The sequence below is a fragment of the Tautonia sociabilis genome (assembly GCF_003977685.1).
In the GTDB taxonomy this organism is placed as follows: Bacteria; Planctomycetota; Planctomycetia; order Isosphaerales; family Isosphaeraceae; genus Tautonia; species Tautonia sociabilis.
The window spans coordinates 24,556-44,555 of record NZ_RYZH01000053.1; the positions used below are offsets into that span (position 1 = coordinate 24,556).

16 protein-coding genes and 1 pseudogene are annotated in these 20,000 nt (G+C 67.7%); 3 read left to right on the forward strand and 14 right to left on the reverse strand.

Annotated features, from left to right (window positions below):
• Nucleotides 1-149: 149 nt before the first annotated feature.
• Nucleotides 150-5,615, reverse strand: coding sequence for a DEAD/DEAH box helicase family protein (locus TsocGM_RS21095; protein WP_199756858.1), 5,466 nt, complete (start codon nt 5,613-5,615; stop codon nt 150-152).
• 166 nt (nt 5,616-5,781) lie between these two features.
• Entirely contained in the window at nt 5,782-6,075 is a 294-nt protein-coding gene (locus tag TsocGM_RS21100) for a hypothetical protein (protein WP_126727443.1), read from the reverse strand.
• A 197-nt stretch (nt 6,076-6,272) separates the two neighbouring features.
• Between TsocGM_RS21100 and TsocGM_RS26245 the strand changes: the two genes are divergently transcribed.
• The gene (locus TsocGM_RS26245; RefSeq protein ID WP_158633684.1) at nt 6,273-6,416 is read left to right on the forward strand and encodes a hypothetical protein; all 144 of its coding nucleotides are present in this window, start codon (nt 6,273-6,275) and stop codon (nt 6,414-6,416) included.
• Nucleotides 6,417-6,614: 198 nt separating this feature from the next.
• Here the strand turns inward: TsocGM_RS26245 and TsocGM_RS21105 are convergent, their stop codons facing one another.
• The 10 genes and pseudogenes from TsocGM_RS21105 to TsocGM_RS21150 all read right to left on the reverse strand — a co-directional run.
• Entirely contained in the window at nt 6,615-7,553 is a 939-nt protein-coding gene (locus TsocGM_RS21105; protein ID WP_126727444.1) for a hypothetical protein, read from the reverse strand.
• An 82-nt stretch (nt 7,554-7,635) separates the two neighbouring features.
• The gene (locus tag TsocGM_RS21110) at nt 7,636-9,039 is read right to left on the reverse strand and encodes a thiamine biosynthesis protein ThiF (protein ID WP_126727445.1); all 1,404 of its coding nucleotides are present in this window, start codon (nt 9,037-9,039) and stop codon (nt 7,636-7,638) included.
• On the reverse strand, nt 9,036-9,521 hold the full coding sequence (locus TsocGM_RS21115) for an MPN domain-containing protein (protein WP_126727446.1): 486 nt from the start codon (nt 9,519-9,521) through the stop codon (nt 9,036-9,038). Before TsocGM_RS21115 ends, TsocGM_RS21110 begins: the two co-directional genes overlap by 4 nt.
• The gene (locus TsocGM_RS21120) at nt 9,514-10,002 is read right to left on the reverse strand and encodes a DUF7665 family protein (protein ID WP_126727447.1); all 489 of its coding nucleotides are present in this window, start codon (nt 10,000-10,002) and stop codon (nt 9,514-9,516) included. The genes TsocGM_RS21115 and TsocGM_RS21120 overlap by 8 nt, the downstream gene beginning before the upstream one ends.
• 3 nt (nt 10,003-10,005) lie before the next feature.
• Complete coding sequence (locus TsocGM_RS21125) at nt 10,006-10,491, reverse strand: hypothetical protein (RefSeq protein WP_126727448.1); 486 nt, start codon at nt 10,489-10,491, stop codon at nt 10,006-10,008.
• A gap of 204 nt (nt 10,492-10,695) precedes the next feature.
• Nucleotides 10,696-14,073, reverse strand: a complete 3,378-nt coding sequence (locus TsocGM_RS21130; RefSeq protein ID WP_126727449.1) for an ATP-dependent helicase — start codon at nt 14,071-14,073, stop codon at nt 10,696-10,698.
• Nucleotides 14,074-14,706, reverse strand: a complete 633-nt coding sequence (locus TsocGM_RS21135; protein ID WP_126727450.1) for a hypothetical protein — start codon at nt 14,704-14,706, stop codon at nt 14,074-14,076.
• Complete coding sequence (locus TsocGM_RS21140) at nt 14,703-15,482, reverse strand: RNA polymerase sigma factor (protein WP_126727451.1); 780 nt, start codon at nt 15,480-15,482, stop codon at nt 14,703-14,705. The genes TsocGM_RS21135 and TsocGM_RS21140 overlap by 4 nt, the downstream gene beginning before the upstream one ends.
• Before the next feature lie 144 nt (nt 15,483-15,626).
• The gene (locus tag TsocGM_RS26250; protein ID WP_158633685.1) at nt 15,627-16,532 is read right to left on the reverse strand and encodes a DNA N-6-adenine-methyltransferase; all 906 of its coding nucleotides are present in this window, start codon (nt 16,530-16,532) and stop codon (nt 15,627-15,629) included.
• Nucleotides 16,533-16,760: 228 nt separating this feature from the next.
• Nucleotides 16,761-17,615, reverse strand: a pseudogene (locus TsocGM_RS21150) (PDDEXK nuclease domain-containing protein); the annotation flags it as partial.
• A gap of 110 nt (nt 17,616-17,725) precedes the next feature.
• Here TsocGM_RS21150 and TsocGM_RS21155 point away from each other — a divergent pair.
• Nucleotides 17,726-18,274 (forward strand): hypothetical protein, encoded by a 549-nt coding sequence (locus TsocGM_RS21155; protein ID WP_126727453.1) that lies wholly within the window; start codon nt 17,726-17,728, stop codon nt 18,272-18,274.
• Entirely contained in the window at nt 18,250-18,969 is a 720-nt protein-coding gene (locus TsocGM_RS21160) for a hypothetical protein (RefSeq protein ID WP_126727454.1), read from the forward strand. The genes TsocGM_RS21155 and TsocGM_RS21160 overlap by 25 nt, the downstream gene beginning before the upstream one ends.
• Before the next feature lie 4 nt (nt 18,970-18,973).
• On the opposite strand, the gene TsocGM_RS21165 is transcribed toward TsocGM_RS21160, so the two are convergent.
• Together TsocGM_RS21165 and TsocGM_RS21170 are read right to left on the reverse strand one after the other, a co-directional pair.
• Nucleotides 18,974-19,240 carry a DUF1016 N-terminal domain-containing protein gene (locus TsocGM_RS21165; protein WP_233579080.1) on the reverse strand — a complete coding sequence of 89 codons (267 nt, stop codon included), beginning with the start codon at nt 19,238-19,240 and terminating at the stop codon, nt 18,974-18,976.
• Between the two features lie 150 nt (nt 19,241-19,390).
• Nucleotides 19,391-19,672 carry a hypothetical protein gene (locus tag TsocGM_RS21170; protein ID WP_126727455.1) on the reverse strand — a complete coding sequence of 94 codons (282 nt, stop codon included), beginning with the start codon at nt 19,670-19,672 and terminating at the stop codon, nt 19,391-19,393.
• Nucleotides 19,673-20,000: the final 328 nt, after the last annotated feature.

A 20,000-nucleotide genomic window follows, 5' to 3' on the forward strand; every position in this document is an offset into this window, starting at 1 on the left:
CGGGATGGTGTGGATCCCTACCCGTTCTCTCGGTCGAACCGAGTTGGTGCGCTCAAGATCGCAACTCTGACTCGACGCCGCTTGAGCCTGCTGCAGCTCAGGTCGCTCGGAGCAGCCTGGTCCGGAGGATATTGCCGACCATCCTGACGCTAGAACAACCACTGCTGATACTTCTTGCGGCGCTGCTCGCGTGGTGCAAGCCTCGTTGTTGCGACGGGCTCCACGATCTTTGGCGCTCGCTCGAAGGCTGTGGCTTGCGTCTTCACAACCGGCGCCATCACCTCCTCGGTCAGCTCGGCGACGGCCGGTTCGGGTACAGCGGCTTCCCGACGAGTAAGTATCCGCGTCGTGACCGGGCGTTCCGCCGCGGCAACCCGGCTTCCCTCACGCCGAACGGGGGCCGCCTCGACCGCGTGCGTGGCCCGAAGCTCCCGGATGCGCCGGGCGAGCTCCGCGCTCGATGCCGCGGTCGACCCGTTCTGGTCTCCCGTCGTGACCGCGAGGGCCACCCTCAATTCATCGCGCAGGCCCGAAAGCTCCGTCATGTACGCCTCGTGCGTGAAGCGAGCCCCGAGCCGCGCCTCGTAGTCCCGGAGCTGGCCCTCCGCCACCGCCAGCTCGCGGCCGAGGTCCTCTCGGCGCAGTTCGTAGGTCGCCACGAGCCGATCCAGGGCGTTCAGGACCGCCCGCGGGCCATGGGCATCGCGTGAGAGCGTCGCGTGCCGGACGGTCGCCCCCTCCAGGAACACCTCCGGTGCACTGTGGCGATGGACGACGTAGCCGAAGGAGAGGCCGCGGAATCGGCCCAGCCAGTGGCGTCGCGTCTCCGGCACCAGCTCCGGGATGGCTTCGAGCCAACCGCCGAGGACCGGGAGCACCTCCTCGCGGCGACAGGTCCGCTCGCCGATCACCATCGGGGCCTCGGCGTGGGCTTGGAGAGTCCCCATGTCGGCCGTCAGATCCGCGAGGCGTTTGGTGAGTCGGGCGATCGTCTCGGGCAGCTCGCGCACGCTCCGGCGGGCGAGGAACTGCTCGTCGGTGTGGTGCTTCCGCAGGGTCGAGAGCCGCTGGAGATCGGCCTCGGCCTCGGCCAGAGTCAGCACCGCCGGATTGCCCGAGGCGATCGCCTTCACCTCCGCATAGGACAGCTCCTGGCCGCCGATGTCATCGGCCCGGCGCACGGCGCTGTCCCCGGTCATCACCTGGGCGATGAACCGGGCCTTGGTCTCCAGCGCCTGCCACATGTAGGCGTCGAAGGAGCCCTCGGTCACGTAGCGGAAGATGGCGACCTCCTCGTTCTCGTTCCCCTGGCGGAGGATCCGCCCCTCGCGCTGCTCGACCTCGGCCGGTTTCCACGGGGCGTCCAGGTGATGCAGGGCCACCAGCCGCCGCTGGACGTTGGTGCCGGTCCCCATCTTCTGCGTGCTGCCGATGAGGACGCGAACCGTGCCGTTTCTGACCCGATCGAAGAGGGCTTGCTTCTTCGCGTCCGTGTCGGCCTCCCCGATCGCGGCGATCTGCCCCCGGGGGATGCCGCGGGCGACGAGCTTGGTCACCAGCTCCTCATAGACCGAGTAGCCCCACGGCGTCGGATTGACGCCGATGTCGCAGAAGATCAGCTGCGTGCCGCGAGTCGGGGTGCTCTCGGCCCAGATGCGGGCCGCGTTCGCGACCAGGGCCTCGATCTTCGAGTCGGGCGATTCCGGCGCGCCGCCTGAGATCAGCCGGGCGTCGAGCGCGAGCTTGCGGCCGTCGGTCGTGATGGCCAGCGCATTGTCTTCTCTGGGGTCCACCTTCTGCGTCCGCAGCCGCTCGTAGCGTTCGACGAGCGATTGTTGGATAACGCGCTGCTCGTCCGACATGGGGCAGGACACGACGGTCGCCTTGCCTCCCTGGAGTCTCGGGCGCGGCAGATCGAGCATCTCGGCCGTCTGAACGTCCGAGAAGGCCCGAAACATCTGCTGCAACTCGGGCAGGTTCGTGAACTTCGCGAACCGGCTCCGCGGCCTCAAGGAAGACCCGTCGGGCGAAAGCTCCATCGTGTCCACCACCTCGCCGAACGTGGCCGCCCAGGCGTCGAAGTGCTCGATGCCGCGTCCCGCGAGGCCCTCGGGGTCGAGGAACCGCTGCATCGTGTACATCTCGACCATCGTGTTCGAGATGGGCGTGCCCGTCGCGAAGGTGAGGCCGTGCCCCGGGTGCTGTTCGCCCAGGTAGTGGGCCTTCATGTAGAGGTCGAAGGCCCGCTCCGAGCCCCCGGTCTGGATGCCGGCCACGCGCTCCATCTTGGTCGGCGTCTCGAGGTTCTTGAAATGATGCGCCTCGTCGATGAAGAGGTGGTCGACGCCGAGCTCGTCGAAGACCAGCCCGTCGTCCTTCTTGTCCTCGGCCAGGAGGTCCTTGAGCCGCTCCTCGCGCCGGACCTTCTGCTTCTCGATGGTCTTGATGATGTTCCGGTGATTCGAGGACGAACCGTGGCTCGCCGCGTCCCGCAACAGCTCGTCGTATTCGGCGATCTGCGCACGAAGGAACCGCGCCTGGTAGTCCCGCGACATCCCGATGCGCTCGAAGCTGCTGTGCGTCACGACGATGCCGTCCCACGAGCCGCTGGCGATCTGGGCGGTGAGCCGCTTCCTCCGCTCCCGCGTGAAATCGTCCTTCGTCGCCACGAGGAGCTTCGCGTTCGGGTAGAGCTGGGCGAACTCGCGGGCGAACTGCTCCAGCACGTGGTTCGGCACGACGTACATCGGCTTCCGGGCGAGGCCTGCCTCCTTGAGCTTCATGCCCGTGGCGGCCATCGTGAACGTCTTCCCCGCCCCGACGACGTGGGCAAGCAAGGTGTTTCCCGCGCTCATCCCCCGCCAGACGGCGTCCCTCTGATGTGGATGCAGCGTGATGGCCCGGTTCAGCCCGGGGAAGTCGAGGTGCGAGCCGTCGAAGACGCGCGGGCGCAGGTTGTTGTAGGTGTCGTTGTAGAGGCGCACCAGCCGCTCGGCCCGCTCGGGCTCGGCGAAGACCCACGAGCGGAATGCCTCCTTGATGCGGCGCTGCTTCTCGCGGGCGGCGAGCGTCTCGTCCCGGTTGACCACGCGCTGCTCGCGGTCGCCGTGATTGATGGTGTCGTAGATGACCGGGGTCTTCAGGTTCAACGCCTGCTCCAGGAGCATGGTGCCGTTCGCGCGAGCGGTCCCGTAGTCGCTCGTCGCGGCGACTGAAGCTGCGGCCGAGTAATCCGCCTCGATGCTCCAGAGGGCATCCTTCTTGAGGTGCCCGACCCGGACCGCCGAGGCGGGCACGCCGAACAGGTGCGCGGCGAACGCCCGGACGTCGTCCTCGGGGATCCAGGGGGCCCCGAGGTTGGCGTCGATGTCGCCGGGCAGCACGTCCTCCGGCTGCACGGTCCGCAGCGCCTCGGCGTTCCGCCGGTACTCCTCCCCTGCCCGCTCGGCGACGGCGAGCTTCGCACGCACGTTGCCGGAGAGGTACTCGTCGGCCGTCTGCCACGTCCGGGATAGCGGGTCGTGGTAGATGAGGTCGGAGAGCTCCTCCACGACCTTCGCCTCGGACGCCCCGTAGAGCGTCGCGATGAACGGGACATCGACCGCGCCGCGTTGGTCGAGCGAGACCAGCAGCCCCTCCTCGGCGGTCTTGACCGCGGTGACGGGCGGGGGCCGGCCCACGACGTCGCGGTGCATGATGGCGGCCTTCGTCGCCGTTCCCGAGACGGGGTCGCAGTCCTCCAGCGACATCACCAGCATCGCGTCCGGGTCCTCGCGGAACTTCACCAGGTTCGGCATGCGGGTGATGACCCTGCCGTCCTTCGACTCGCTGAAGGTCGTCTTGTTGATCAGGCCAAAGGCGGCGACGAACCGGTCGTAGGCGTCATTGAGCGACCGTCGGGCCTCATCCCGGAGCTCCTCGGCCCAGCCCTCGTTCTGCGACTGCAGGACCCGCCGGGCCTCATCCCGGAGCCCGATGAGGCGTGCGAGCCTCCGGCCCGTCATGGTGCCGCCCGCCTTGAGCCTCGTCCCGCCGTAGGCCACCGGCTCCGAGCGGCCGTCCACGCACTGATAGATCTGGCGGTCCTCGCCGACGAAGAAACTCCCCTCGACGATGTGCTTCATCGGCGGCGGGAGCGTCGCAACCCTCGGGGCCTGACTTGCGGGCCGCATCGCCGCGGTGGTCTCGAACCGCGGCAGGCGTTCGATGGCCGCGCGCAGCTGCTCGGCTAGGTCGCCGCGGCCGAGGACGCTGTAGCCCTGTGCTCCCCCGTAGATCCGGTCCTTGCGGCTCCAGGTGCCGAGCACCATCTCCGGGTGCTCGTGGAAGTAGCGGTTGATCGGGACCTCGACGCCCTCGATGATCAGCGGGGCCATTTCGAGCCAGGCCGCATCGGCGTGGCGCGGCGGCTCCTCGGGTCCGCGGCGTCGCAGGAAGACGATGTCCGTTACCACGCTCGTCCCCTCGCGTCGGAACGCCTCCGAGGGGAGCCGGATGGCCCCGAGGAAGTCCGCCTTCTCGGCTAGCCGCTCGCGCACGGCGGCGTTCTGCTTGTCGAGCGTGTAGTGGGTCGTGACCAGGGCCAGCACGCCTCCGGGCTTGAGGCCGTCGAGCGACTTGGCGAAGAAGAAATCATGTAAGGCCAGCCGCGAACCCCGGTAATCGAGCGTCACGTCGGCGAACGGCGGGTTGCCGATCACGGCGTCGAGCGTCCCCTCCGGCAGCCGCGTGTCGCGGAAGTCCTCGATGCGGATGTCGTGCTCGGGGTGCAGGGCCCGCGCGATGCGGCCCGAGAGGTCGTCGAGCTCGACGGCGAGGAACCGCATGTCCCGGGGGGCATGGCGGAGGAAGTGGCCGCTGCCGCAGCCCGGTTCCAGCACGAGTGCGTCCGGGGGCACGCCCAGGCGGGCCAGCGCCCCGTACATCGCCGCGATGACTGTCGGCGACGTGTAGAAGGCGTTGAACGTCGTCCGTTTCGCACTGGCGTACTCCTCGGGGGACAGCAGCCGCAGGAGTTCCTCGCCGAGGGCCTCCCAGGAGAGGGACTTGTACTGGCCGCTCACCGGGTCGGGGAAGAGCGTCAAGGCGACCGCGCCGAACCCGCCGAAGCGAGCCAGGGCGTCGCGTTCCTCGGCGTCCGGGAGTCGATGCTCGGCCTCGATGTGCTTGAGCACCCGGATGGCCTGGAGGATGTCGCGGGCCTTGCCCATCGCGCCGCCGGCCACCGGCTCCGCCGGCAGGTCCGGCCGCGCCTCGGGCCGGGGCTGGTGCGGTTCCGGCTCGATCCGGGGCAGCGTGTGGTCGGCCAGCGTGGGAGGCCCTTCGCTGCCCCGGCCGGTGCGGCGCTCCGGTGCGACCGGCCGCGTGGTGGGCGCGCCGAACGGGAGCAGCGGCTGCGGGCTTGCGGATCGGTGCGGGCGGGGACGGTCGTGGTCCCACGGCCGCGGCGGGAGTCGGAGTTGGTCCTCGGGCGGCGTGCCCGGCCCATCGTGCGGCCGCGGCGTGCCGTCGGCCGACGAGGGTCGGTGGAGCTCTTCGAGGACCTGGTCCGAGAAGAGTGGGTACCGCGGGTCTCGGGGGCTGCACTGTGGGTTCTTTGGGGGGTCCGGCCGCATCAGGCCGGACCATCGCACGGCGCGTCCGCGGCGTGCAAGGTGCAATCGCTCCTGTCAGGCCCACCACCGATTGCGGGCCCACGCGAGGAACGCGGCCCGGCGCTCGGCGTCCCAGACGGCCAGCGCTTCGATCACATCGAACCGGCTCCGGGTTCGGAATCCCGCGTCAGGGCCACCAGGGCTCGGCAGCCCAGGTGAGGAATGCCCGGTGGTGCGCCTCGTCCCACGTGCTCAGAGCCTTCATCAGGTCGAAGTGTCCGCAGTCCCAAGCAGACCCGGAGTCCCAGACCGCGAGGATGAAGCAGGCGGCCTGGCGTTCGCCGCTGCTGACGACGGACGCAGCCCAGGAGTCGAGGTTCCTCGGCTCCCAGGGCTTGATCCCGGGCGCCCCGACGAGGCTGCTGGGAAAGGTCCGGGCGAGTTCCGCGATGCGCTCTTCTGGGGTCCGTTGCACTGTCATGGCTTGCACTTCACTACCATGCAATGACGGCCCGCGTATAGAGCTCGCTGGCCGGCCACCGACAGCTTCGCCTTGAGGAAACCACTCGGCCGTGGCTTCGCCCCCCTGCGGGTCCTTCTGCTGTCTAGAGATCGCGAACGACTCCGCGTGCAATCATGCATCATTAAGTCGAGCCATCCCCGGAAACGCTAGGCCCCGTGGCCGTTGCCTGCTTCGACCTCGGGGCCCGGACGCTCGCGGCGTTCGGGGTCTTCCCGTCGCTGGCCAGGTTTGCGGCGGCGCTCGATGCGGAATGCCGGTTCCTCGGCCACCGCGTCGCGACCTCTGTCGCCGCCGACTAGGCTGGATTTGGCATCGTGGCCTGCCGGAGGCATCCTCCGGGGTCAATGGGGCCGCACTCTTTGTAGGTTATGTAGGGCGTTATGACCTACTATCAGAACCCAGGGCGGGGGGCTTGAAGTCTCGGGCGAGCCGGGAGTGCGGTCGAGATGCCGGTGCCGGCTCGGCGGTTCGATCTCTGCAATCGACACCGCCGGTCATCATGCCGCTTCGGATTGGCGGTCCAGCAGCGCCCGGACCCGAGCGTGCCAGCCGGGCATGTGAATGATCCGGTCCTTCTGCAGGTTGTGGTCGAGGATGGCAGCCTTGGTCATCTGCGAAAGGGTCTGCCAGTCGTTCTCAAATACATAGGTCGCATTGTGCTTATAGACGCTCTCGCAGACGTAGAGATTGAGCTGCGGGAACCCGAAGATGACATAGCCACTGAATCCGGCACGCCCCACGGCCGCGAACGACGGTCCGAAGGAATTAATGTAATCGAGGTTGTTGCGAAAGGCGATGTTCCCGTCGCTGTCGAATCGCTTGATGACGTCCCTCAGGCGGGCCGCCAACTCGCCCCAGGGCCTGACGCCCGGGGGCAGAACGTGCCAGTTCAGCCGCCTCACCTCGACCCGGATGATCGCGTCGAGGTCCTGGTCCAGGACGTGGCATTCCCCGAAGAGTTCCAGGTAGAGGTTGATGACGTGCAGGCAGCTCGCGTCATTCTGCTCGGAAAAGGTGATCGGATCGGCGACGATGATGCTCTGACCGTCCGTCTTCGTGGCCACCCCGAGCTCGACGCTCGGCGGCGGGATGAACGTGCGCGGGTAGCGTTGGTAGGGGATGTCTTTGATGTCGGAGCGCTCGACCTTATCCTGGCCGTGCCACTCGACCCAATGCCACTCCCGCTGGCGATAGACCGTCTCCTTGGGCTGGTCGCGATGGACGATGAACTTCCCCTCCGCGTTGAACCTGCTGACCGGGCCCCGGATGCTCGGCAGGACCGACGAGCCCGACTCGCAAGGCGTGGGGAAGCCGGCCCCCGCGACCGCTCCGGCCAGATCGGGGAGGTTGGGCAGCGCGAAGACGAGTGTCTTTCCTCGCGGAATGCCCGGTAGGTTCAGCATGAGATTCCGAATACGTTTCTTCTTGATGATCATGGAACTGGTCTCCCGTGAGGAAGGATTATGATGCACGGACTCCGTCATTCCCTGGGCGAACTCATGCCCCGCGTTGAGCGTTTCATCGGGTGTACCCGGGGTTGAATCGGTTCGGTGTCCTGGTGGCCAAGACGGTGGCCCGGCTGCCGACGTCGCAGAGAGTCATGTCGATAACCTCGGTGGCCGGTCCCCCGTTGAGTTGCCGGAGGACCTCGGAGACCACGAGGGCCGCGGCCGTCGCCCCCACGAACGGAGCGCCGACGGTCCGCGTCGCGAGGCGGACCAGGCCGCAGGCGTCCATGCCGGAGGCCGCGAGGTCGGTGTAGGCGGTGGTCTCGGGGACCGGCTTGGTCGGATTCGCCCGCGCCCCGCCCCACTTATCCCGGGCGGTGGTTGAAGCCGGGAACGTATGGAGCCGGAGAGCGAGATACTCGGTCGGGCCCGCCCCGAGCCCGGCCTCGACGACGCAGTCGAACCCCGCGTCCTCGTAGGCGGCGCGGGCCTGGGCGTTGTCCACGCCGCCGAGAGCCAGGCGGGGCTCATCGCCGGCGACCTTGATCCCGCCGGGGAAGGTCCGCTCGACGAGGCTCGTGCGGAAGCCGCGGGCCTCGGCCCACTCGGCCATGGCGCGGGTCTTCCGCCGCCCGACCAGCCCGGGGTTGGTCAGGAGCGAGGTGCTGTCGTTGGCGAGCGTAAGCCGATCGAAGTCCTGGAGCACCAACTCGACGTCGCCGGGGCTCTCGTACGGGAGCAGGCCGAGCGTCCAGAGGTAGGCCTGGCCGAGATGACCGAGCCCGATGAGCCAGAGCCTCGAAGGGAGGACGATGGATGCGGGACCGTCCCGGACCCCTTCCCAATCGAGCCGATCGGGCGACCAGAGCGAGAGGCCGACGGGGCGGCGTCCCGCCATCGGATTACCCCGCAGGTGCTGGAAGACTTCGGAAACGCCGATGGCGCCGGCCAGGACCGCCGCGGGGATCACCGCGTCCCGTTCGCCGAGACGCCGGTGCTCGGAAGTCGGGATCGCCCCGCCCCGCCAGCCGTCGAAGGTGACGGCGAGCGAGGGCGAACCAGGGGTAGTCTCGCCGGCGACCGCGCCGAGGGTCAGCGTGGGCACGTCCGGGGGCACCACGGCCCCGATCCGGCCGCCGAGGAGCCGGACGGCCTGGTCGAGTCGATCGGCACCGACGAACGGCACGCGTAGGGGGACGTCGAGCCCTCCGGCGACCTCCACGCCGCCGAGCAAGGCCCTGCGGCCCGTGTTGACGATCGTAAGCAGGGCGGCCTGGTGAGCGGCCGAGGTGCCCAGCTCGGGCCCCGCGACCACGGCCAGACGGTACGAGCGGAACAGCTCATAACCAGCCTCGACGCTCGGCACCTCGCCGGTGTCGATCGCCATCTTGACGGCGCGATTGATGGTGTCGGCGTCCACATGGTTCACCATTTGATTAGTGTTATTCATTGATGCTGAATCAATGGCGGTCATCGGAAGCTCCAGGGGACCTTGACGAAAGCTCGTGCCCTCCAGCCGCTCAAGTCGGTCCACCGATGATCACCATCGTAGCGATAAAGCCCGAGATGGTGGCGCCAGACCGGGGACCTCGCGAAGTTGGGGACGATCACGGCGATGTGGCCGGGCCGGGCGATCATGGGATTGCGGCGGTCGGCCGTGCTCTGGAAGGCCTCGCCGCCGTGCGTGTGGATGTCGGCCACGACCGACAGGCCGTCCGCCCGGCAGATCTCCCAGAGCTTCGAGAACGCGCCGCCGTGAAGGACGCAGACCCCGCTCTCGTAGGCCCGGGGGTCGAGCTCGTCGTAGTAGACGCACCGCATCGCACGCCTCCGCGGTCCGTCGATCGTGCCGAGGACGAAGCAGCCGCTCTCGTGCCTCTCGCGCCCTCGGCGGTGAAGCTGGCCCATGCAGTCGAACCAGAGCGACCGGGGGAAGTTCAGGGAGCCCTCAGCCATGACGCGCCCCCGTGTAATCGCTCGAATTCAGCAGGGCGTGGAGCTCGCCGAGATAGAGCGTGATGCCGCGTTCGGGGGACCAGAGGAGCGACGGGTGCTGGGTCCGCCAGTCCTCATGCCCCTGGGCGCTCACCCGATCACACGGCAGATACAAGCAACTTCCGTCCTTCCAATCCGTCCGGAAGACGGCCGGCACGCGAGACTTCCCCGCCGGCCAGCGATCGAACGGCAAGGGCCGATCGTGTTCCGGGTCCCACGGGCGAGCCGTGGGCGCCTGCTGCGGGTAGCCCGAGCAGTCGAACCGGAACCACCACTTCTCCGGGGCGTTGGGCCACGGCGACGCGAAGACCGCGATGTGGGCGAACGGCCAGGTAACCCGGCCGAGCTCCCAACGTCCCTGGCAGACGCCGAGCAGAAAGGCGCCCGACGCGAGGTCCGCGTGGAGCGCCCGTTCGTCGGGCAATGCGACGACCGCCTCCATGGGTCAGCCCTCGACGCGCTTGATCGGGACGAGGTCGAAACACAGCGAGCAGCAGCCGCTGACGAAGGCGCCGATGTGGTTGTCGGGCTCCGGCCGGTCGTCGGTGCCGCAGAGCTGGAGGGCGTGCTCCGTCGCGTCCACGTGGGACATGCGGATCTTCTCGACGAAGCGACGCTTCACCCGCTCGACCGTCGCCGACGGCGGGAAGTGCATCTTCTCCGTGATGTCGTTGAAGTGGAGCGAGACGTCCACCTGGTGACAGCGGTGGACGTGGACGCGGTGGCGGTGGCCGACCCCGGCGTCGCAGAGGCGGGCCTCGTGGTCGAGCGGGCGCTCGCCGTCCACCTCGAAGACGAGGCCCGCCTCCTTGATGTGCTCGGGGATGGCCGCGAGCTTCAGGATCTCCCGGACGGGGGCGTCGGCATCGATCTCGATGAGGTCGATCCGGCGGCGTCCCTCGACCTGGAGGAACAGTTCGACTTTCGGCATTCGTGGCTCCTTCGTGCGGTTGTTGGGGCGGGCTTGAGTGCCTCTCTACCCCCATCAACCGGCCCGGAAGGAAGGCCGGAAGCCGTCGGCTCGATTTTTCTCACCCCGTTCCTCGGTTGCCGTCGTGAGGCCCGGCCGCGGCCAAGCCGGGGCCGAATCGCGGCCCTGGCGGCGGAATCGTGGAGCGGCCGCCCAGGCCGTCATTCAGAGGGTGACGCCGTGGGACGGGCAGATGAAGTAGTAGGCGCAGGTCGGGCACCACGTGTGTGGCTTCGGGTCAAAGCAGCCCGACCTGATGCCGTCGATGGCCTCCTCGAAGGCCTGGAGCTGCTCCTCGACCTTCGACGGTTCGACCCGCGTCGCCCTCCGCTCGCCGTCTAGAAGTGAGACGTGTTCAAACGAGCAATATTGGCCAGGATGGTCGTTCAGTACCGCCGCTTGCCAGAGCGCATACCGTGGTTCCGCCTTCTCATTCTTCGCGAGTGTGCTCGTCTTCAGCCGGCGGATCACGATGCCCCCGGTCGTGGCCTCGACGTGATCGACCCTGCACCGGACGACGTGGCCGGTCGCGGGGAGTCGCACCTGCCGCTCCGTGGGGAGGCACTCGCCGCCCATGACGGAGACGGCCGTCCTCAGCATCTTCTCGGCCACGGACCTGTAGACGGGCCCGAACGGATGGTCGCTCGGACCGATGCGTGTCCAGTCGTCCTCGAAGCGGGCGGCGAGGCCGTCCTCACGTTCCTGGGGGGAAGCGACCGATCGCATCCAGGCGATTGTCGCGTGGAGGGCCGACTGGAACTTGAGGTACGGAGTTGCCTCGTCGCTGCCGGAAAGTTCGAGGACGTGTTCGTAGTAGTACCGGCGGGGGCACGTCAGGTACATCTCGAGGGAGCGCGACGACAGCTCTCCGCCGAGCGGGGGTGCCCAGAGCAACGGCCAAGACGGCTCGGGCGGCCCCACCGCCGTCCATCCGGCCGCGCCGTCGAGGGGGCGTGGCAGATGGCTCGCGACGTGTGCCAGGAAGCGCGACGGATTCTTCGTGCTCTGGCCCCCGTTCGTGAGGGCCCTTGAGAGGAAGAGGATGTCGCGGGCCCGCGACAACGCCACGAAGAAGACGCTCTCCTCCTCGGCATCGCGAGTCATCAGGGAGTCCGTGTCGAGCATGCCCGCGGGCAACGGGCATGGCTCGGGTCGTGCGGCCGAGGGGAAATGCCTCGTGGTGAGCGACGGGATGTGGACGCACGGGAACTCCAGCCCCTTGCTGGCATGGATAGTCATGAGCCGGACCGCGTCGATGTCGACCGCGGCGGCGGGTAGCTGGCGAAGCTGCTTCTCCTCGTCGAGGACCTCTAGGCGGCGTACGTGGTCCAAGAAGGCCCTCTTCGGGTCGACGTCGGAGGGGGCCTTGAACGAGAACGCGACGAGGAGGAGCTGATAGACCGCAAGGCGACGCTGTTGACCGGCCACGCTCTCGTCATCCAGCAGCCGCCTCAAATGGGTGCCGGTGCCGAACAGATATCGCATCAAGAATGAATGTGCCGTCATGGGCCAATCAACGTCGACGAGGTCCGCCGCGAGGCGGGCTAGGCCCTGCCGTCCGGCCTCGCTCACGCCGTCGATTTCCGCGGACCGGCGTACGGCCGCCAGCATCGGCACACGCTGGGCACGCCGCCAGGCGCACATCGGAGTGATGTCGCCCGGCGGGATGGCGTACTGCGGCAACTGGGCGACGCGGAGCAGGCCTACGCCCTTGGGCTCCGCGACGACCGAAAGGAGCGCCAGCAGGTCGCGGATCTCGGGGCGCTCGAAGAAGTCGCCGAAGTAGAGGCACGGGACACCGGCGCTCTCGAGGACGCTCGCGATGCGTGCGAGGACGGTGTGGGTCTTGCCGAGGATCGCGTGGTTGCCGAAGGTCCCTCCGGCGGCGACGCGGCTCTGGATGGTGGTGGCGATGCCGTAGGCTTCAGCCTCCCTGGTGGTGGCGAGCTCGTAGTGCACCTCGCCGTTGTCGTCGCCGCGGTGGGCGGTGAGCACGCACGCTGACGAGAGCGGGGCGCAGCCCATCCGGATGCCGAAGGCCTCGAAGGTGCGAACGATCTTCCCGCCCGAGCGATAGTTCACCGAGAGGTCGGTGGTTTGGGCGCCTGGGAAGTCCTGAGGGAACCTCGACATGTTGGTGGGCGACGCGCCGCGAAAACGGTAGATGGCCTGCCGCACGTCCCCGACGACCCAGGGGCCGCGTCCGGGCTCGACGAGCTCCCTCAGGAGCACGCCGCTCGCCCGATTCATGTCCTGGTACTCGTCGACCAGGATGTGCCGCTTCTCCTCGCGGATCGCTGCCCTGACTTCGGGATGCTTCTGGAGGAGCTCGACGCTGCGGGCGATGAGGTCGCCGAAATCGAGCCACCCGCGTTCGCGGAGCGTCTCCTCGTACACGGCGTAGGCACGGGCGACTTCGAGGGCCCGCCGCGCGGCGAGCCGCGAGGGCTCGTCGGCCGCGTCGTCGAGCATCTGCCGCGCACAGCGCTCGTAATCTTCCGGGGTCGCGAGTTCGTCTTTCGCCCGGCTGATCGCGTTCAGGATGGACGCGAGGGCGCGGAGCGGCTCGTGGAGGTCGAGATAGTGGTCGAGTTTCAGCTTCGGCAGGAGCTCCTCGAGGAGCATCAGCGAGTCGGTCCGGTCGATGTGCTTCAGCTCCACGGGGAGGCCGATCGCCCCGCCATACTTGCGGAGCATCTCCAGGCCGTAGGCGTGGAACGTGCCCGACCACAGCGCCGTCGCGCGTTCGCCGATCGCCGCCCGGATTCGTGCCGCCAGGTCCTGGGCCGCGGCATTCGAGTACGTGAGGGCGACGATGGACGAGGGATCCTCGCCCTCCGCCACGAGATGGGCGACGCGACCGACGAGAGTCCGGGTCTTGCCCGTACCCGGCCCCGCCCGCACCATCCGCGCCTCCGCGGGCGCCCGGATCGCCTCTCCTTGGCTGTCATCGGGAGGCTCTTCCGGGCGACGCTCTTCCTCGATGTCTCGTTCATCGGGGAGCAGGAGCGCATCCGCCATCTGCTGCATCACGAGGTCCACCGGTACCCCCAGATCGGTCGCAAGGGCCCGGGCGTCGATGTCGCCGCGCGAGCAGCGGCGGCGGAGCTTTTCCCTCGGGAGCAGGAACTCACGGGCGAACAGGTTTGCTTGCGCCTCCGCACGCTCCTTCGGGCTGTAGGCGTCGGCCTCACCGACCGACGACATGCCCGGTTCGGCGGGAGTGGACACGCTCAGCTCGGCGTGGTCGCACGCGGTGTCCGTGGCGTCGAGCCAGTGGTGGCCGTACTCGTGGGCGATGTGGAAGTTAGCCAGGGACGGCTCGGTCGCGTTGGAATAGTAGATGTGCCTACAATCCCGGTCATAGGCCGCCTCGGCCCCGTCCAAGAGCACGTCGTTGGGTGGCCGCGGGATACGCTTTACGCCGGTCTTCTCCTCGGCTGCGGCCAGGAGGACAGCCGCCGGCACGAGTTCGTCGGTCGCGGGCGCGAGTTCCGCGTGGCGGAGCCGAGCAAGCCGACGCACTTCGCTCCAGGCGCTCATTCAGGTCCCCTCGTTCTTTCGCTCGGCCTCGATGATGCGAATCCACTCGCTCTTTGCTTCTTCCGACAGGTTGGAGCTCTTGACGGCGTCCAGGAAGTCTTCCGTCCGCGCAGCGGGCCGCGATCGCGACTTGTGGGCCCCAAGTGGTATCGGGTCTCCGGTCAGCATTGCGCGGACGAAGGCGACTTCACGCGCGATGGTGCTCGCAATCAACTCGAAGGCGACGCGCGGGATGCTAGCCACCGGGATCAAGCGGCGGTTGAGCTTCGCGATGAGGGTCTCGTCAAGGTTGCAGCGACGCGAGAATTCCTCCTCGGGAATCCCGCTCTCCGTGATCGCCTCGCAAAGCCTGGTAGTCACCGCCTCGGCCGTGTCCCTCGCGGCCGCACCCTGACGATGCATGATGCTCAACGCGTGGCTCATCAAGCGGCTGGTGATGCGTGCCTCGTCGATCTGCGACCCTTCCGGCAATGACTTCTGGACGGCTCGCGTCGCGGCGAAGCGAGTCAACGCGTCCCGATGCTCCGGATACCGGGCGCACCATTTGGCGAGCGTGTCGTAGCTGGTCTCCGGGTCTTCGAGCAGCATCTCGTCGATGATGGCTTCGAGTTTGTCCTGATGGTTCTCCGTCATAGGCTATCTCCTGCCATGGCACGCACCTCCTCAAACGCCTTGGCGAACCAATTGCTGATCTGCCGGTCCGAGATCCCGAAGTGCGTGCATAGCGATGGTTTCGTCTTGTCTTTGCTCACGATGGGCCAACCCTCAAAGAAGCGCAGGACGACTGCCTCGCGGTGCTTGGGGTTCGATATCGCCCCCAAACACCTCCGCAGCACATCCGGCCTTTCCCGGGCGATGGCTATCTCTTCCGGGCTCGGCTCGCCATCCGCCATCCCTTCGAGCGGATTTGCGACCGTGCCGTCCGAGCCATCCCCCGCGTCGGTCGGCGTGGCAAATCGATAGGTCCGAGGTTGGCTCTCACGCCTCTCAACGGCGTTCAGAGTCCGTCGCTTGACGGCCTCTGCGAAGGCGACCTCAAGGAACTCGCTCTGGCGGCTGGGCGTGTCGGCCAGGATGAGCTCGACCACACGCTCGCCCACCTGGATGACGATTTCTTCGGTCGTGGTCTGGTCGAACCCCTTGGCCCAGGCGGTCGCCGTCTTCTCCATGCGTTTCACGAGTTGCTCGATGAGCTGGCCGGCGATCGCCGTCTCGCCGCGTGCGCGGAGTATCCGAACGAGGTGAACGATCACCTCGCTCTTGAGCCGGTCGTCCGACCCTGCCGGGGCCTTGGCCAGGGCGGGCCAGGTCGCCGGGTCGGTGTCGCGCACCCGGCAAACCTGGTCCTCCACGTCCCGGCGCCTCGTGTAGGGGCGACCGTCCCTGTAGTTGCTCGTCAGCGGCTCCACCGCGGGAGCGGTCGCGGGTTTCCTATCGGAATGCGCTTGGCTCATACCTAACTCAACCGGCGTCAGCTGAGGGCCGGAAGTCCGTCGGGTGAAATTTTTGTCGCGGCATCATGTTAGCCCATACGGGCCAGTGACTTGTGAAATTTAACCGGCTCGCCACGCCTCTGGTAGAGCTTTGTCTAGACCGATCAACTCATCAGAAGTGGCGCCCCAGACGGCCAGGGCCGAAGGGAACGGTGCGCTCGGCTCACTGCCGCTGAACCGAAGGCGGCCTCGGAGGAAGTAGACCACGGCCCGAGCGGCGACATGGTCGTGCCAGTATGCCGCGTCCGGCCGGGCCGGGAGCAGAGCAACGACCGTCCTAGCTCGTCGCTCCTCGACCTCACGTCGTGCCTTCGCGACCCAAGCGGCGAGGCCTCTCCCGTACGGCGGATTGACGAAGACCGTCCCGTGCCACGGGAGGGCGAGCCCGCCGTCCTCCGTGAAGTGGACGCGGGCCTTGACCCGCGTCCGCGATTTCTGCAGGGCGCACGGGTCGAGGTCGAACCGCGTGAACACCCGGTAGAGGGCATCGAGGAGTTCCGTGGGCGTCTCCCATCGCTGCCCGACCGGTGCGTTCCCCGCGTGAGTGAAGAACGCCGCGGTCCCATCGCTCGGTGAGAGATAGGCCCCCGCCCCCAGCACCGTGAGCACGGCTTGTAGCATCGAGAGCCTGCCGCGGCCTTCGCGTTCGAGGATGCCGATGGTCGGCTTGGTCACGCCGACGCTCCGGGCGAGGGCCTCTTGCGAGAGGCCGCGGCGGCGGCGGAGCGTCGCGAGACGCTTGCGCGTCGTCTCGCCCCCGGGGAAGTTCCGGCCAGATAGGACGAGCCCCAGCGCCTTCAATGCCGCTTCCCACGAGTCGAGCGTGCCGCTGCCCTGCTCCAACGCGCGGACGGTCCGCTCGGCGAGACTGGCTCTGAGTGCGAGTTCGAGTTGGGTGAGGCTCGCCGCTCTGCGGTGCGTCCGGAGGTCGGCTCCGAGGTCGAAACCGGCAGAAAGTTTGCCCATTCCGGGGACTCCACGCGGTTGAAACCGGCAAGAAGTTTACCCGGAACGTCTCGGTGCTGGGAGACGCTCGTACACGATAAAGGCAGCTTATGGGACGGTTCCTCCGACCAAAATCGTCCCTTCGGGCACCTATCCCCGCTGGACATGACGAGTTGGCTTCAGTGCGTCGGCCCCGGCCAGAATCCAAAGTTCTCGGCCGGTCCGGGATGTCCTTCTCGCACAATTCGCTTACTCGTCACCCGGCATCGTGGGTTCTCCCTGAAACTGCGCCCTCGCCCGCTCCACGGCCTCGTGGAGCTTCCTCTGGAGGAGCGGCCTCGGCGGCAGCTCGGTCATGTAGGCGGCCACCCGAATCCCGCTCTGGTCGAGCTGCAATAACTCGACCTGCTCATCCGATTTGTCCGCGCAAAGGATCAGGCCAATCGGTGGCTCCTCGCCCGGCTGCTGCTCGTGCTTTTCGAGCCACCTGAGATACAGCTCCATCTGGCCCTTGTGAGCGGCCTCGAAGGGACCGAGCTTCAGCTCGATCGCGACCAGTCGCCGGAGCTTGCGGTGATAGAAAAGCAGGTCGAGGAAGAAATCCTTCTGGTCGATGACCATGCGTTTCTGTCGGGCGACGAAGGCGAATCCGGTCCCGAATTCGAGGATGAAGCTCTCCAGCTCGCGGAGGATCGCGGCCTCAAGGTCATTCTCGCTGTAGGTATCCTTCAGGCCCAGAAAGTCGAGGAAATACGGGTCGCGAAAAACCAGGTCCGGCGTGAGCCGATCCTCCTCGCGGAGCTTCGCCAGCTCGTGCTTGGCCAGTTCGGCAGGCTTTTTCGAGAGGGCCGTCCGCTCGAAGAGCATGCCGCGGAGCTTGTCTCGGAGGACTCGGACGCTCCAGCCCTCGATGCGGCACATCTCCGCGTAGAAGTCCCGCTTCATCGGGTCGTCCAGCGGGATGATCTCGACGAAATGGCTCCAGCTCAATTGTCTCGACAGTGTCGAGACAATCTCGGCATTCGGGAAAACCTCGGCGAAGCGGACCATCCGGAAGACGTTCGGCCGGGAAAACCCCCTCCCGAATTCCCCGGCCAACTGTCTCGACGGTAGTCCCTCAGGATGTTGGCACGGTTTGTCGGACTTTCTATGCTGAAGTTGGTTGACTTATGCGAGGTTCGGTCCCGTCCTGACCCGGTGCATGGAGACCGGCCATGGGACGCAAACCTTCGAACCCAGACCACCACGACACCAGATCGGGCGGCTCACTGGCGGCATTCGCCTGCCCCAACCCCGACTGCTCCCTCTTCAATCGCTTCGACGCCGGTAACCTCTCGGTCGTCGAGTTCACCGGCAAGCACAAGCACATCCGCCGCCTGTACTGCTCGGCCTGCAAGCATCGCTTCACCGAGCGGCAGGGGACGTTGCTGCGGTACTCCAAGCTCCCGGAGGCGACCGTCGTCCGGATCGTCAAATGCCTCGGGCATGGCTGCTCGGTCGAGGCCACCGCCGACATCTGCGAGGTCGATCCCCGCACCGTCGAGCGGCTCCTGGAGCAGGCCGGCCGCCGTGCCGAGGACTTCCACCGCCTGCAGCTCGACCGGCTCCGGGACCCGCCCGAAGCGGTCCAGCTCGATGAGTTGCACGGCCGGGTCAGCCCGACGCCCGAGAAAAAGGGGGGCGCCGCGGGACTGCTGGCGGTCGTCGCGGCCTGGGTCGGGTCTGGGTCCATGCGGCGTTGGCGGTCGTCAGCCGGTTCCTGATCGACCTGCGGGTCGGGCCACGCGATCTGGCCACGGCCACCGAGCTGGTGGCGTCGGTGGCGCTGTGCCTGCCGGCCGGGTCCGTGCCGCCGCTGTTCCTCATCGACAACCACCTGCCCTACCCATCGGCGTTGCTGCAGGTCTTCGGGGAGGTCCTGCACCGCCGCCGCACGCGGCGACGCGGGCGGAAGAAGAAGCCGGGGCTGAAGCCGCCGCCGGGGCTGCTGGTCGGGGTCGTGGAGAAGGTGCGGGACGCCTCCGGGCGCGTGATCCGAGTACGGACCAAGGCGTTGTTCGGCCGGCTGAGTGCGATCAAGGCCCGGGTGGCCGAGCTGGGCATCGGGACGACGATCAACACCGCGCACCTGGAGCGGCTCAACGGGACGTTGCGTGGCCAGCAGGCCCGGCTGGCGCGGCGGTCGCGGTGCGGATCGCGGGACGGGCTCCGGCTGCAGTGGTCGCTGTGGCTGTGGCGGGACCTGTACAACTGGGTGCGGGTCCACGGCTCGCTGGCCGGCCGGACACCGGCGATGGCCCTCGGCCTGACCGACCGGGTCTGGTCGGTGCGGGAGTACATCCGCCATCCGGTGCATGTCGACGACCTCACCCGAGCGATCTGGGCCGAGCAGAGGGAGGAGACGCTAACATCGGCTCTGGATCACGAGAAACGCCGAAGACCCGTGCCATCATCGTGAGGCACTACCGTCTCGACACTGTCGAGACAATTTGCTCGCCGTACTCGGCTCGCTCCTGCCCAAGGATTTCCTTGTGAATGCGGCGGCCGATCTCCCAGTAGAGCAGGACTTGGGCGGAATTCACCGCCTGGGCCACGCCGGACCGGGTCCGCTGGATCATGCCACGGAGGTCGGTCAGGAGCTTCGCCTCGACGGCGGGCTCGCCGCCGGACGTGGCTGTCACCGGCTGGGTCTGTTTTCGCTTCTTGGCCATGGCCCTCTGGTATAGCACGCCCCCGGCCCCCTCGGGAGGCCAGCCTGCTCGCGGCCTCGAAATCTGCCACGGCCGTGGCAGAGCCCTCAATTGTGCAACAGGCTGCTGCATAAATTGCTTCGGGCGGCGGGCTTCGTGCCCACACCCGGCTCGCTTTCGATATGCGGTTCACGGCTCGGGGTCGGCAGGGAAGAGCCTCCCCTGCGTATGGGGCGACTCGGTGCGTCCCGCCCCTCGGCACACCTCGGCTGGCCGGGCCGCCTCCGCCGCCAACGCCTGACAGATGCGTGTGCGGGCCGTCTCCAGGGCCGCCCGGTGCTCGGGCGAGAGGAAGGTCTCGCGGGCCTCCAGGTAGAGGAGGCTCCCGAGCCGCCAGCGGGGCGGCAGCGTTTCATCCCCGACCTCCGAGAGGAACGGCTCTAGGTCGTCGTCCTCGTATTGGATCTCCATCCGGAGAGCCTGCCCCGGCCAGCGTCGGGGCGCAAGGCCCTCGGCACGGCCGCCCGAACACGAGGTCGCTGGTCGGCTCGTGACAATATTGCTCGCCGAATTGGCCCGGCCCGATTGTGCAGGAGCCTCTTGCACGAACGCCTCGGCCCGCGTTTTCAGCGGCGATTTCCGGGCCTGCACCCGGTCACTCCCAAAGAGTGGACGGGTGTGAAATTCAGATGACGATTTAGAAATTGGGGAAAGGCTCTGGGGTTCGGGATTTCCCTGCGGGGGAGATGGGGCCGGGGCGAGGGATTTCTGGGGGCGGGAGGAATTCGAATCGAATGGC

Excerpts from the sequence above, each read along its gene's own strand:
- TsocGM_RS21105 (WP_126727444.1), bottom strand. The coding sequence starts at position 7,553 with ATGATCATCAAGAAGAAACGTATTCGGAATCTCATGCTGAACCTACCG.
- TsocGM_RS21115 (WP_126727446.1), bottom strand. The coding sequence starts at position 9,521 with ATGGCTGAGGGCTCCCTGAACTTCCCCCGGTCGCTCTGGTTCGACTGC.
- TsocGM_RS26250 (WP_158633685.1), bottom strand. The coding sequence starts at position 16,532 with ATGGGCAAACTTTCTGCCGGTTTCGACCTCGGAGCCGACCTCCGGACG.
- TsocGM_RS21120 (WP_126727447.1), bottom strand. The coding sequence starts at position 10,002 with ATGGAGGCGGTCGTCGCATTGCCCGACGAACGGGCGCTCCACGCGGAC.
- TsocGM_RS21125 (WP_126727448.1), bottom strand. The coding sequence starts at position 10,491 with ATGCCGAAAGTCGAACTGTTCCTCCAGGTCGAGGGACGCCGCCGGATC.
- TsocGM_RS21130 (WP_126727449.1), bottom strand. The coding sequence starts at position 14,073 with ATGAGCGCCTGGAGCGAAGTGCGTCGGCTTGCTCGGCTCCGCCACGCG.
- TsocGM_RS21110 (WP_126727445.1), bottom strand. The coding sequence starts at position 9,039 with ATGACCGCCATTGATTCAGCATCAATGAATAACACTAATCAAATGGTG.
- TsocGM_RS21100 (WP_126727443.1), bottom strand. The coding sequence starts at position 6,075 with ATGACAGTGCAACGGACCCCAGAAGAGCGCATCGCGGAACTCGCCCGG.
- TsocGM_RS21095 (WP_199756858.1), bottom strand. The coding sequence starts at position 5,615 with ATGCGGCCGGACCCCCCAAAGAACCCACAGTGCAGCCCCCGAGACCCG.
- TsocGM_RS21135 (WP_126727450.1), bottom strand. The coding sequence starts at position 14,706 with ATGACGGAGAACCATCAGGACAAACTCGAAGCCATCATCGACGAGATG.
- TsocGM_RS21155 (WP_126727453.1), top strand. The coding sequence starts at position 17,726 with ATGGGACGCAAACCTTCGAACCCAGACCACCACGACACCAGATCGGGC.
- TsocGM_RS21170 (WP_126727455.1), bottom strand. The coding sequence starts at position 19,672 with ATGGAGATCCAATACGAGGACGACGACCTAGAGCCGTTCCTCTCGGAG.